Source organism: Rhodococcus sp. BP22 (assembly GCF_014281965.1).
Lineage (GTDB): Bacteria > Actinomycetota > Actinomycetes > Mycobacteriales > Mycobacteriaceae > Rhodococcoides.
Map to the genome: position 1 here is coordinate 442,562 of NZ_JACFTB010000001.1, position 12,745 is coordinate 455,306.

General features: G+C 62.3%; 15 protein-coding genes. 8 read left to right on the top strand and 7 right to left on the bottom strand.

Annotated elements, in window-relative coordinates:
* Positions 1–318: 318 nt before the first annotated feature.
* On the bottom strand, positions 319–588 hold the full coding sequence (rpsO, locus tag H2510_RS02045) for a 30S ribosomal protein S15 (RefSeq protein WP_084348655.1): 270 nt from the start codon (positions 586–588) through the stop codon (positions 319–321).
* A 115-nt stretch (positions 589–703) separates the two neighbouring features.
* Positions 704–1,675, bottom strand: a complete 972-nt coding sequence (locus H2510_RS02050) for a bifunctional riboflavin kinase/FAD synthetase (protein WP_186626716.1) — start codon at positions 1,673–1,675, stop codon at positions 704–706.
* 142 nt (positions 1,676–1,817) lie between these two features.
* Between H2510_RS02050 and H2510_RS02055 the strand changes: the two genes are divergently transcribed.
* The 4 genes from H2510_RS02055 (at position 1,818) to H2510_RS02070 (ending at position 5,176) form a co-directional block, all read left to right on the top strand.
* Positions 1,818–2,744: a metal ABC transporter substrate-binding protein gene (locus H2510_RS02055; RefSeq protein WP_397517306.1), complete on the top strand. Its 927-nt coding sequence runs from the start codon at positions 1,818–1,820 to the stop codon at positions 2,742–2,744.
* Positions 2,741–3,505, top strand: a complete 765-nt coding sequence (locus H2510_RS02060) for a metal ABC transporter ATP-binding protein (RefSeq protein ID WP_186626717.1) — start codon at positions 2,741–2,743, stop codon at positions 3,503–3,505. The genes H2510_RS02055 and H2510_RS02060 overlap by 4 nt, the downstream gene beginning before the upstream one ends.
* A gap of 2 nt (positions 3,506–3,507) precedes the next feature.
* Complete coding sequence (locus H2510_RS02065; RefSeq protein WP_186626718.1) at positions 3,508–4,386, top strand: metal ABC transporter permease; 879 nt, start codon at positions 3,508–3,510, stop codon at positions 4,384–4,386.
* A 112-nt stretch (positions 4,387–4,498) separates the two neighbouring features.
* Positions 4,499–5,176 (top strand): metal-dependent transcriptional regulator, encoded by a 678-nt coding sequence (locus H2510_RS02070; protein WP_186627103.1) that lies wholly within the window; start codon positions 4,499–4,501, stop codon positions 5,174–5,176.
* Here H2510_RS02070 and truB read toward each other — a convergent pair.
* From truB to H2510_RS02085, 3 genes are read right to left on the bottom strand one after another with little or no spacing between them, the layout of a single operon-like run.
* The gene (gene truB / locus H2510_RS02075; RefSeq protein WP_186626719.1) at positions 5,173–6,099 is read right to left on the bottom strand and encodes a tRNA pseudouridine(55) synthase TruB; all 927 of its coding nucleotides are present in this window, start codon (positions 6,097–6,099) and stop codon (positions 5,173–5,175) included. The genes H2510_RS02070 and truB overlap by 4 nt on opposite strands.
* A gap of 42 nt (positions 6,100–6,141) precedes the next feature.
* The gene (npt, locus tag H2510_RS02080; protein WP_186626720.1) at positions 6,142–6,810 is read right to left on the bottom strand and encodes a 4'-phosphopantetheinyl transferase Npt; all 669 of its coding nucleotides are present in this window, start codon (positions 6,808–6,810) and stop codon (positions 6,142–6,144) included.
* Positions 6,807–7,730, bottom strand: a complete 924-nt coding sequence (locus H2510_RS02085) for a metallophosphoesterase (RefSeq protein ID WP_186626721.1) — start codon at positions 7,728–7,730, stop codon at positions 6,807–6,809. Before H2510_RS02085 ends, npt begins: the two co-directional genes overlap by 4 nt.
* A gap of 130 nt (positions 7,731–7,860) precedes the next feature.
* Here H2510_RS02085 and H2510_RS02090 point away from each other — a divergent pair, with 130 nt between their 5' ends.
* Genes H2510_RS02090 through H2510_RS02105 form a run of 4 tightly spaced genes read left to right on the top strand, consistent with a single transcriptional unit; the run spans position 7,861 to position 10,416 of the window.
* The gene (locus tag H2510_RS02090) at positions 7,861–8,055 is read left to right on the top strand and encodes a hypothetical protein (RefSeq protein WP_186626722.1); all 195 of its coding nucleotides are present in this window, start codon (positions 7,861–7,863) and stop codon (positions 8,053–8,055) included.
* Between the two features lie 44 nt (positions 8,056–8,099).
* Positions 8,100–8,510 (top strand): molybdopterin-binding protein, encoded by a 411-nt coding sequence (locus tag H2510_RS02095; protein ID WP_186626723.1) that lies wholly within the window; start codon positions 8,100–8,102, stop codon positions 8,508–8,510.
* Entirely contained in the window at positions 8,507–9,352 is an 846-nt protein-coding gene (locus H2510_RS02100; protein WP_186626724.1) for an ABC transporter permease, read from the top strand. The genes H2510_RS02095 and H2510_RS02100 overlap by 4 nt, the downstream gene beginning before the upstream one ends.
* Positions 9,349–10,416 carry an ATP-binding cassette domain-containing protein gene (locus H2510_RS02105; protein WP_186626725.1) on the top strand — a complete coding sequence of 356 codons (1,068 nt, stop codon included), beginning with the start codon at positions 9,349–9,351 and terminating at the stop codon, positions 10,414–10,416. The genes H2510_RS02100 and H2510_RS02105 overlap by 4 nt, the downstream gene beginning before the upstream one ends.
* Here the strand turns inward: H2510_RS02105 and H2510_RS02110 are convergent.
* Both H2510_RS02110 and H2510_RS02115 read right to left on the bottom strand, forming a co-directional pair.
* The gene (locus H2510_RS02110; RefSeq protein ID WP_397517317.1) at positions 10,398–11,699 is read right to left on the bottom strand and encodes an MATE family efflux transporter; all 1,302 of its coding nucleotides are present in this window, start codon (positions 11,697–11,699) and stop codon (positions 10,398–10,400) included. The two genes, H2510_RS02105 and H2510_RS02110, sit on opposite strands and share 19 nt — an antisense overlap.
* Before the next feature lie 48 nt (positions 11,700–11,747).
* The gene (locus H2510_RS02115) at positions 11,748–12,743 is read right to left on the bottom strand and encodes a bifunctional oligoribonuclease/PAP phosphatase NrnA (RefSeq protein ID WP_186626726.1); all 996 of its coding nucleotides are present in this window, start codon (positions 12,741–12,743) and stop codon (positions 11,748–11,750) included.
* Positions 12,744–12,745: the final 2 nt, after the last annotated feature.

The window sequence follows — 12,745 nt, forward strand, 5'->3', positions numbered from 1 at the left end:
CTTTGCCGTGCCTACTGAACCTTCTGTCGGTTCCGAGGGAACCTCGTGTTCCTTCGAACTCCGACAGCGGTGCGAGCGGAGGCGGCCATCGATCGAAGCCGGCCGGACACTTGCCCGACAGGCCACTACCGAAGACCGACGCCACGTCGTCTCAGGCACACACGGCGGTATGCGAATACCCATGCACTCGCAGTGTTGCTGGTCTATCTGTACTTCGGGTCATACACAGATAGCCAACGAGGACAGTCTAAGCACTGCCTCGTTGGCTTCTGCACTATTGCGGTGACCGCGCACTCGAGCGGGCACGTCGACGTCGAACTAGCGACGCAGACCCAAACGCTCGATGAGCGAGCGGTAACGGGTGACATCCACCTTGGCGATGTACTTGAGCAGGCGACGACGACGTCCGACCAGCAGCAACAGGCCGCGGCGGGAGTGGTGGTCATGCTTGTGCATCTTCAGGTGCTCGGTGAGATCGACGATGCGCTTGGTGAGCATCGCGACCTGAGCCTCGGGTGAACCCGTATCGGTCGGGTGCAAGCCGTACTCGCCGAGAACGGTCTTCTTCTGTTCGGTGGTCAATGCCACTGGTACTACTCCTGATCACTGACGTCCGCGTGAAAGGGAATTCGAATTGTCTCGCATGCGAGATACCGAATCGGGTGCAGCCACCACGGACCGCAGCATGCACCAACGAAGAAGACTACCAGGACTGTAGTTGCGACAAAATCGAGCGGGCTCGATCGGAGTCTCGTCCCATCTCCGCGATCAAGTCATCGACCGAATCGAACTTCTCCATACCTCGGAGTCTTTCGACGAAATCCACTGCCACATGTTGGCCGTACAGGTCCGCGTTGCTGTCGAGAACGAATGCTTCCACGGTGCGCGTTCGCCCCGAGAACGTGGGGTTGGTCCCGACGGACACTGCTGCCGGTTGCCGTTTGCCCGGCGTCACGGTCCCGATCATCGCGCCAGGACCGAGGACGGTGAACCAGGCTGCGTACACGCCGTCGGCGGGAATCGCCGAATGCATCGGGGGTGCCACGTTCGCGGTCGGGTAGCCCAGCTGGCGACCTCTGCCGTCGCCGTGCACGACGACACCTTCCACCCGATGAAAACGACCGAGTGCCAGCGCGGCCGCAGCGACATCGCCGGCATCGACGCACGAGCGAATGTAGGTGGACGAGAACGTGACCGCATGCTCCGCGAGCAGGCTGACGCCGTCGACCGCGAATCCGAATCGCTCGCCGACTGCACGAAGAAGATCCACATTGCCCAGCGCCTTCTTGCCGAACGTGAAGTTGTCCCCCACGACCACCTCGGCGACGTGAAGTCGCTCGACCAGAATCTCGTGGACGTAGCGCTCGGGGGTGAGCTTCATCAGCTCGGGCGTGAACGGCATGACGAAAAACACATCGACACCGAGCTCCTCGGCAAGCTCGGCCCGCCGGGTCAGCGTCGTCAGTTGCGCCGGATGCGTTCCAGGCCGGACCACTTCCATCGGGTGCGGATCGAATGTCATGAGCACACTGGGAATTCCGCGTTCCCGCGCGGACTTCACCGCGCGGCTGATCAGTTGCGCGTGCCCCCTGTGCACGCCATCGAAAACACCGATCGTGAGAACACAACGGCCCCAGTCGGCAGGTACATCGTCGAGACCTCGCCATCTCTGCACGAGGGGAAGCCTACGGCCCCCCGAGTTCGGGGTCACTTTCGGATCGGTGTGTCGCTCGACTCAGGTCTAGACAAACATCTCGACGTTCTGTCAATATTTCGGTGTGCCGAACTTATTTCTTCGCCGAGGAAGATTTTCCACGATGTCCATGTTGAGCCTAGTCACAGCCGTGGTCATGTCGGTCGGCGTGCTCGCAGGATGCGCTAGAACTGTCGCCGGCGAGAACACAGCCATCAGCGAGGACCCCAGACCGTTGGTCCTCACGACATTCACCGTCCTCGCCGACATGGCGCGCAACGTGGCAGGTGAGCATCTGCTCGTCGAGTCGATCACCAAGGTAGGCGCAGAAATTCACGGTTACGAGCCGACCCCCGGCGATCTTCGTACCGCCGAACAAGCCGAACTGATTCTCGACAACGGGCTGGGACTCGAATCGTGGTTCGAGAAGTTCGTCGAGCGCGTCTCCGCCCCACATGCAGTGGTGAGCGACGGCGTGGAACCTGTCTACATCCGTGCCGATGCATATGCGGGGAAGTCCAATCCACACGCGTGGATGTCACCGAAGGTCGCGGAGGTCTACGTCGACAACATCGCGTCCGCATTCGAAGATCTCGATCCACTGCACGCCGAGGACTATCGCGTGAACGCCGAGTCCTACAAAGCCCAGCTTCGAGAGGTCGGCGACCGACTCCGCGCCGACCTCGACACATTGCCTCCCAACGAACGCGCAGTGGTTTCATGCGAGGGCGCATTCAGCTACCTCGCACGCGACTTCGACCTTCAAGAGGCATATCTATGGCCGGTCAACGCCGAACAGGAAGGCACCCCGAAGCAGGTCGTCTCCACCATCGACTTCGTTCGAGACAACGACGTACCGGCGGTGTTCTGCGAATCGACGGTGTCCGACAAAGCTCAGCGACAGGTCGCCGAGGACACCGGTGCGCGCTTCGGCGGCACCCTCTTCGTCGATTCGTTGAGCGAGGAGGGCGGACCCGTCCCCACCTATCTGGACCTACTGACCTACGACGCCCGCACCATCACCGATGCGTTATTGGGGACACGACGATGAACACGAAGCCTGCCGCACTGACCGTCACCGGAGTCGGCGTCCGATATCGAGACATCACCGCACTTGTCGACGCATCGTTGACGCTCGAGGCCGGTCGCGTCTGCGGCCTCGTGGGGATGAACGGGTCGGGAAAGTCGACACTGTTCAAAGCCATCATGGGTGTAGTTCGACCGGACACCGGCACCATCTCCATCTTCGGCGGAGCCCCTGCCGATGCACGCAAGGCGGGCACGGTCAGCTACGTGCCGCAGAGCGAGACAGTGGACTGGTCCTTCCCGATCAGCGTCCGCGACGTCGTCATGATGGGCCGCTACGGGAAACAGAACTGGATGCGAAGCCCGCGCAGACGTGATCGATCGGCGGTGGAGAACGCAATCGATCGAGTCGACCTGACCGAACTCGCCGACCGCCAGATCGGACAGCTGTCGGGTGGCCAGCGCAAGCGGGCATTCGTTGCCAGAGCCATCGCCCAGGAAGCCTCGCTACTACTCCTCGACGAGCCCTTCGCCGGGGTCGACAAACGAACCGAAGCCACGATCACCAGATTGCTGCGTGAACTCACCGCGGCAGGCGCTTCGGTACTCGTGTCCACGCACGATCTCCACGCGCTGCCGGACCTGTGCGACGAGGCGGTCCTGCTGCAGCAACGAGTGTTGATGCACGGAAAACCGGAGGAGGTATTGAAACCGGAGAACCTCGCATTGGCCTTCGGTGTCGATCCACTTTCACGCACAACCTCCCGCACGTCGGAAGTGAGCTGACCATGGACCTCGTCGACTTCTTCGTCGAACCTTTGCAGTACACATTCATGCAACGCGCCATGCTCGTGACGGTCACCGCGTCCATCGTCTGTGCCGTACTCAGTTGCTGGTTGGTGCTCATCGGCTGGTCGTTGATGGGCGACGCGGTCTCACACGCGGTACTGCCTGGCGTCGCACTCTCGTATCTGCTCGGCGCCCCCTTCGCGATCGGGGCACTGTTGTTCGCGCTCGTCGCCGTCGGCGCTATCGGGCTCGTCCGCAACACCACTCTGGTCAAGGAGGACGCGGCCATCGGCGTCGTCTTCACGACATTGTTCGCGCTCGGAGTCGTGCTGATCTCGAAGTTCCCGAGCCAGATCGACCTGAACCACATCCTCTTCGGCAATCTCCTCGGAGTATCGCAATCGGACATGCTGCAAGTGTTCGTCCTCGGCGGTCTCGCACTGCTGGTGATGGTCCTCAAGCGTCGCGACTTCACGCTGTTCGCCTTCGATCGGACACAAGCGCGTGCGGTAGGTATCTCACCCACGGTCATCTCGGCGACGATGCTGACATTGCTCGCGTTGACGACGGTGGTCGCACTCCAAGCAGTCGGCGTCATTCTCGTCGTCGCGATGCTGATCACGCCAGGAGCGACGGCCTACCTGTTGACCAATCGTTTCCGGCGGATGCTCGTTCTCGCCCCGAGCATCGCCGTCGGCTGCGCGATAGTCGGCATCTATGTGAGCTTCTATCTCGACGTGTCCTCGGGCGGCACGGTCGTGTTGTCGCAGGGCTTCGTGTTCATCCTCGCCTATCTGTTCAGCCCATCGCAGGGGTTGATCACCCGCTATTTCCGACGCTCCGACGACGTGGCGGCGAGCCAACCGGCGGGAAGCTAAGCTTTCTCGCGTGGTGGAGCAAACGGTCAGCCCGAACACCGGCGGCAAAAACACTGCAGGTAACAAGAACACTGCAGGTAACAAGGCTGCAGCAGACAACCTCGCGGAAGAATTGCAGCTGTCGGCTGTCGCGCAGGACTATCTCAAAGTGATCTGGACCGCCGGCGAGTGGACCGAAGACGTCGTCAGTACCAAGATGCTGTCCGAACGCATCGGTGTCTCCGCCTCGACGGTGTCCGAGGCGATCCGCAAGCTGGCCGATCAAGGCATGGTCGACCACGCTCGTTACGGGGCTATCTCTCTCACCGCCAGAGGACGCACCGCGGCCATTGCGATGGTTCGACGGCACCGACTGATCGAGACCTATCTCGTGCAAGAACTCGGCTACGGCTGGGACGAAGTGCACGACGAGGCAGAAATACTCGAACATGCGGTCTCGGACCTGATGATGTCGCGAATCGACGCGAAACTCGGCTTCCCTGAACGTGATCCACACGGTGACCCGATTCCGTCGGTGGACGGCGAAATAGCGTCACCCGAAGCCACCCGCCTGAGCGACTACGCCGACGGCCAACGCGGGCTGGTCGCCCGGATTTCCGATGCCGATCCGGCGATGTTGCGCTACTTCGACTCGGTGGGCATCACGCTCGATCTGCCGATCGCCGTCCGCGAACGACGCGACTATGCAGGAACGGTGGAAATCGAATTGGACCATCACGGTGCCGACAAGGGCGTCATCGATCTCGGTCAACGTGCAGCCGAAGCGATCTGGATGATCCCGACCCGCTAGTGACCGCGCAAGGTTGCCGGACGAACGACCAGCACCGAGCTTGCGCGCTTGCCTTTTTCTTGCAGCAGGGCGATGGTGTGCCCCGATGGGTCGATCGCTGCATACACGCCATCGATCCCCACCGGATCCAACCATCTGCCCTGGCTGACCGATTCTGCTTCATCGGCGTCGAGCTGCCGGTGCGGAAAAGCTGTGCGCGCGGCCTCGTCGATGTCGAGGCTGACTCCAGGGTTCTCCGCGAGCTCCTCGAGCGTGCGAGCATGCTCCAGAGTGAACGGTCCCACTCGCGTGCGCCGCAGCACGGTCAGGTGGCCGCCGACACCGAGAGCGGCACCGAGGTCACGCGCGAGCGCGCGAATGTAGGTCCCCGAAGTGCATTCGACGTCGACGTCGAGATCGACGAAACCGGTATCGGGTACATCTCGCCGGGCAAGTAAGTCGAATTTCGTCACGCTGACCTTTCGAGCCGGCAGGGTGAACTCCTCACCTGCACGTATCAGCTTGTGGGCGCGTTGCCCGTCCACCTTGATCGCACTGACGCTCGCCGGAATCTGCTCGATGTCCCCGGACAGGAGACCGATCTGCTCTCGAAGCGCCGAATCGCTCACCGAGTGCGCCGACGCATCCGCGATGGTCTCACCCTCGGCGTCGTCGGTGGTGGTACTCCGCCCGAGGCGGATCGTTGCCGTGTATTCCTTGGTGGTCAACGCGAGAAGCCCCAGCATCTTCGTAGCGCGTTCGATCCCGAGGACGAGCACACCAGTGGCCATCGGGTCGAGCGTGCCCGCGTGCCCCACCTTCCGAGTGTGCAGAAGTTTGCGACAGGAGGCGACGACGTCATGGCTGGTGACCCCTGGCCCCTTGTCCACGATCAACAACCCGGCACCGACGAGACCGGAGGACAGCTTTCCGCGTGAAGACACGAGAGTTCATTGTGCCAGGCGGCTTCTGCCCCGGGTGGATCGCTACGTCACTGCGATCGCGGTGACGATCAGACCGTCGGAGACGAGCCATCTGCCGTCGAACGATGTCAGTGGCGGCCCGTCGATGGTTTCACCGGACACGAGGAGACGCGAGCGGAAGGTTCCGGAGACGTCGCCGCCTGAACCGGTGCGCTCGAACGTGATGTGCGCATCCTCGAAACCCAACCATCGACCGGTCAAGGGTTCCCACGCCTTGTACGTCGCTTCCTTGGCGCAGAACAGCAACCGATCCCAGTGCACGTCGGTATCACCGGACACGGTGCGTAGCCATGTTCGTTCGGCCTCGAGACTCACGGCATCGAGAACCCCGTCGGGTAGTGCATCGTGTGGTTCGGCGTCGATTCCGACGGAACGAACCTGCATCGAATACGCCACGACTGCACCGCGATATCCGTCACAATGCGTCAGGCTCCCGACCACTCCCCTCGGCCATTGCGGGGCGCCCGAACTTCCTCGCATGATCGGCGCTGGATCGACACCCAGCTTGCCCATCGCCAGGCGGGCGCAGTGGCGCGCAGAGCTGAACTCCCGCTTGCGCTTGTCCACGGCCTTGGCGACCAGATGAGCTTCGAGCGGATGCGGCTCCAGCCCCGGCGGGTCAGCGAACAATTCGGCGGCGACGACGCCATTGGGAAGGATCGACTCGATCACTGCTCAGACCTCATCTTCTCGACTTCGGCTTCCATCTCGGGTGTCACCTTGAAGTGTCCGCCCCACTTGTTCAAGGTGCCCTCGGGATACTCCGGCACGGGAAGTATTTGTCTGAGCACGTTGTCGGGCAGCCCGCGCCGCTGCCATTCCCGTGGATATCCGACCGAGACTTCCTCGAATCGCACCCCGTCGTAATACGTCGTACGAGGGATGTGGAGGTGCCCGTACACCGCGCACAGGGCGTTGTAGCGCGTATGCCAGTCAGCGGTCAGAGTAGAACCGCACCACAACGCGAACTCCGGGTAGAAAAGCACCTCGGTGGGCTGTCGCACCAGAGGAAAATGGTTGATCAACACCGTGGGAATCGACGGATCGAGGGCGTCGAGTCTGGTCCTGGTGCTCTCGATGCGGGCTCGACACCATGCGTCTCGACTGGCGTACGGCTCACACGAGAGCAAGAACTCGTCGGTGGCGACGACATTCTTCTCTCGCGCGATCGCAAGACCGTGTTCCTTGTCCACGGCCCCACGAGGGAGAAACGAGTAGTCGTACAGCAAGAACATCGGCACCAATCTCGCTGGTCCGCCTTCGCCCTCCCACAGCAGATAGGGGTCTTCGGGCGTGACGACGTCGATCTCACGGCACAGATTGACCAGGTACTCGTACCGCGCAGCACCGTGAATCTGCACTGGATCTTTGACCGTCGTCCACAGTTCGTGGTTGCCGGGTACCCAGATGACCTTGGCGAATCGACTTCTGAGCAACTCGAGTGCCCACTTGATGTCGTCGGTTTTCTCCGAGACGTCTCCCGCGACGATCAACCAGTCTTCCGGTGATTCGGGGTGAATATCCTCGGTGACCGGGCGATTTCCTCGGTGACCGATGTGGATGTCACTCACTGCCCAGAGCTTTGCCGTCACAGGCCGTGTTCCTTCCCGATGAAATGATCTTCTGAACTGGTTGTCGATTCGGTAGACAACCAACACCCCATCCTCCCTTCGGATTCCCGAGCGGTATCGGACAGGGTGCCGGATGAGACACTGTCGACCTATGAACAACTTTTCCGCATCCGAGAAATCCGGCCTCACAGCAGGGCTGGTCCTCACTGTCATGGCCTCCGTTCTAGCGGGGATCGCCTCGGACAACTTCGTCTCCGGTTTTGTGATCACCGCAGTCGTGTGCGCGATCGCACTACTTGCGGCGACGTTCCTCGCTCGATTCGTCAATACCCGTCGACGTCGGTAGCTCGCCTCGATCCTTTACGCACCTGCTGCTCTAGAGTTCTGTTCATGCCGCATTCACGGATTCGAATCAAAGACGCGGCCGCACTCCTCGGCGTCAGTGACGACACCGTACGTAGATGGATCGACAACGGAACACTCGTCGCGTACAAGGACAACGCTGGTCGAAAAGTAGTCGACGGTGCCGCCCTGGCTGCGTTCGCGCGCGAGCAGGCAACGCCTCCCCCGGATCCGACTGGCTCGGGAAGTTCGGCACGCAATCGATTGGTCGGTCTGGTGACCGCAGTGACGTCCGATACCGTGATGAGCGAGGTCGAGATGCAATGCGGACCGTTCACCGTCGTATCGCTCATGAGCACCGAATCGGTGCGCACGCTGGGTCTCGAGCCGGGCAGAATTGCTGTTGCCGTGGTCAAGGCCACAACGGTCATCGTCGAAGCGGGATTCGAAGAACAATGAATGCGTCTGTCGAGGTGAAACCGAGGCGCTCCGGAAGAGGAATCCGCGGCAGCAACGAGGTCCGTGTCGGTCTGCCCAGGTGGATCTTCGTCCCCGCAGCGTTGGGTGCGTTGTTCGTCGTCACCCCGCTGCTGGCCATTCTGTTGAAGATCGATTGGCCGAACTTCATCGCCCTCGTCTCCTCGGAATCATCACGAACGGCATTACTCCTCAGTCTCCGGACGGCAGCGACGAGCACCGCCGTGTGCATCATTGTCGGCGTCCCGATGGCACTGGTGTTGGCCAGAGCGGAGTTTCCTGGTCAGTCCATTCTCCGAGCGTTGGTGCTGCTTCCACTCGTCCTTCCACCCGTCGTCGGCGGAATTGCTTTGCTGTACACCTTCGGTCGACTCGGCCTCCTCGGCGAGTCACTGGAGGCGTGGGGCGTCGGCATCGCATTCTCTACGACGGCGGTGGTGCTGGCCCAGACCTTCGTCTCGCTCCCTTTTCTGGTCGTCAGCCTCGAAGGAGCACTGCGCAGTACAGGACGCGGGTACGAGACGGTCGCCGCCACCTTGGGGGCTCGTCCGACGACGGTGTTGCGCCGGGTGACGCTCCCGCTCGTACTGCCTGGACTGGTGTCGGGGGCCGTTCTCGCATTCGCGCGTGCCCTCGGGGAATTCGGTGCGACATTGACGTTCGCAGGATCGCTGGAGGGAGTCACGCGAACCCTGCCGTTGGAGATCTACCTGCAGCGCGAAACCGACCCAGATGCCGCCGTGGCGTTGTCACTCCTGCTGATCGTGGTGGCGGCAGTCGTCGTCGTCGCCGCACGTGGGCGACGTTTGGTCGGGGCCCTGTGAGCCGAATCAGCCTCGTCGCCGAAGTCGCCGAACGAAACCTGGACTTCACCCTCGATGTCGAGAACGGCGAGGTCATCGCGATTCTCGGACCGAACGGGGCCGGAAAGTCCTCGTTGCTCTCGCTCGTGGCAGGTCTGCTCCGGCCCGACTCCGGACGGATCACCATCGGTGACGACGTAGTGACCGACACCGCCGAACGCATCTTCGTTCCAGCGCATGCCCGCGGCGTGGCCACGCTGTCACAGAACGCCCTCCTGTTTCCTCACCTCGACGCCGAAGCCAACGTTGCGTTCGCGCCCCGCAGCCGGGGGGTCGGTCGTCGCAAAGGGAGAGAGATTGCACGAACCTGGCTCGACGCAGTCGATGCACTCGATCTTGCGGACCGACGGCCCTCGCAGCTCTCGGGCGGGCAAGCGCAACGCATTGCTCTCGCGCGCGCACTCGCGGCACAGCCGCGCGTACTACTCCTCGACGAGCCGATGGCCGCATTGGACGTAGCCACCGCACCCGTCCTGCGCCGATTGCTTCGAACCGTCCTGCGTGAGCAACGACGCACCGCACTCATCGTCACCCACGACCTCCTCGATGCGCTCGCTTTGGCCGACACGATTGTGGTCGTGCAGTCCGGCCGAATCGTCGAGCGCGGACCGACCACAGACATTCTCACCGCGCCACGCAGTGAATTCGCCGCTCGGATCGCCGGGGTGAACTTGGTTCTCGGTGCTGCGGATTCTTCAGGTTCGTTGAGCACCGCGCATGGCCTGACGGTTCACGGACACAGTACGACGCCATCGGGTGCCGCGGCAGTGGCTGTCTTCAGCCCGTCCGCAGTGGCAGTGCATCTCACCGAACCGCATGCCAGTCCGCGCAACGTTCTCCCCGTCACGATCGCCGCGATGGACGTGCACGGCGCGACGGTTCGTGTTCGGGGTACCCACGGCGGCCAGAGTCTCGTCGCGGACGTGACCGCGGCGGCGGTCTCGGAACTGGATCTGTCACCGGGTATGGAGGTCTACTTCGTCGTCAAGAGCCAGGAAGTTGCTATTCATCCGGCGTCGCGTTGAATGTCGGCGCCCGCGAGCGCCCACCGACCCGAGAGTGTCCGCAGCACCACCGCGATCGCCCGCAGCGACACGAAAACTCCGAGACCGACCCAGATTCCAGCCAATCCCCAGTCCAGCGCCAGAGACAACCAGATGAAGGGCAGAAAACCCAGCAGGGCGCATACCAGGGTGGCGGTCCGGAGGAAGGCTGCGTCTCCGCTACCCAACAGAACTCCGTCGAGGGCGAACACGATTCCGGCGATCGGAATGATTGCCACGAATATCCACCAGATCGAGTGCATCTGATCCACCACGGCTGGGTCTGTGGTGAACAGCTCGGGAATCACCGGCATACCGGCCGCGAACACCGCTGCCAGGACGATCGCGAACATGGTCGACCACGCCGTCAATCGCCAACCCAGCTTGGTGGCACCACGGACGTCGCCTTTCCCCAGTGCAGCACCTACGAGTGTTTGAGCCGCGATGGCCAAAGAATCGAGAGTCAACGACACGAGATTCCACAGCAGCAGGACAACCTGATTGGCAGCGACAGCAGCAGCTCCGAACCGGGATGCCACTGCGGCAGCCGACAAGAAGCACGCTTGGAACGCCAAGCTACGCAGAACGAGATCACGACCGAGAATCAACTGCACTCGCATCACCGACCACCTCGGCCGAAGCGGAACCCCTGCACGCGAAATCGCGGCAATGAACAGACACCCTGCGATCGACTGGCCCACCAGATTCGCTACCGCCGACCCGAGAAGTTCCAGTCGCGGAAACCCCAGCAGACCGTGTACCAACATCGGGCAGAGCACGCCCGAGACCAATAGCCCGAAAACTACGAAACGAAGCGGCCTCCTGGTGTTCTGAACACCCCTCATCCACCCGTTGCCCGCCATCGAAATCAGGATGAAAGGAACACCGAAGACAGCGATCCGGAACCACGCGGTAGCTTCCTCGGCGATCTCACCGCCGCCGCCGATGACAGAGAGAACCGGAGCTGCCAGCAATTGCATCACGGCAACGATCGCCACACCCAGCGCAACGGCGAGCCACGTCGCCTGGACGCCCTCACCGACCGCGTCCTTCTCGCGTCCTGCACCGTGCATTCGAGCGGCACGCGCAGTTGTGCCGTACGACAGGAACGTCAGCTGCGTGCTGACCTGAGTCAGAACCAGACCGCCGACGGCCAGTCCAGCGAGCGGAAGCGCACCCAGCCTGCCCACCACTGCCGCGTCGAAAAGCAAGTACAACGGTTCAGCCGCAAGGACACCGAGTGCGGGGAGGGCCAAACCGAGGATTCTGCGCGGAGACGCCTCCACTGGAGCAGTGGGCTCAACCAAGATCGATCAACCGAGTGCGGCGATCAGGGACGCGACGACGTCGGACTTGGAACCAGTAGCCGTATAGCCCGAAGCTTTACGATGACCTCCCCCACCGAGAGACGTTGCCACAAGGGAAACGTCGACCTGTGTCTTCGCGCGCAACGACACCGTCCAGTCATCACCACTCTGCTGTTTGAAAACCGCCGCCACCTCGGCCTCGGTCGCGGTGCGAACGATGTCGATGACGCTTTCGATCTCTTCCGGGCGGAGGCCTGCGGAGTCTTCGCGCAGGATCGCGGTATAGACGAGCCCCAGTCCGCCCGCCGCGTCCGGGACCAGCTCTGCCGCTCCGAGAACCGATCCCAACATCGGCAACCACGCGAACGGGTGCGTATCGAGCAACTTCTGCGTCAGCGCAGCCCCGTCGATACCGGTCGCAAGAAGGCGTTCGGCAAGCGTATGAGAGCCGGGCTGCACCCAACGAAACGATCCGGTGTCGGTGACAAGCCCGGCAAACAGACATTCAGCAAGGTCCCGATCGATGTCGACGTTCCATGCGTCGAACAGCCGAGCGATCACCGCGGTGGTCGACACCGCGTTCTCATCGACCACGTTCCAGGTGCCGAAGCGGGTATTGGACCGATGATGATCGATGACGAGGGTGGCATCTGCAGCATCGATTCGGTCGGATAGCGCCCCGAGGCGCCCCTTGCTCCCGGCATCGACCGTGACCACGAGATCGACGTCGACCCGGACGTCCTCGGCCGGAACCAACAGCTCGCGGCCCGGTAGAGCGTCCATCGACCCCGGCAGCTCGGCAGGCGCCGCAAACGACACCTGCACGTCCACTCCGCGACGCGCCAGAACCAAACCCAACGCGAGACCGCTACCGATTGTGTCGGCATCCGGATGGATGTGACACAACACGGTGACGGATTCGGCTGCCTCCAACAGATCTATCGCATGCGCGAATTCGTCCTGCGTCTCGGCCTCAGGCCGGGCCCCCGGAGTCGTCGTCACCT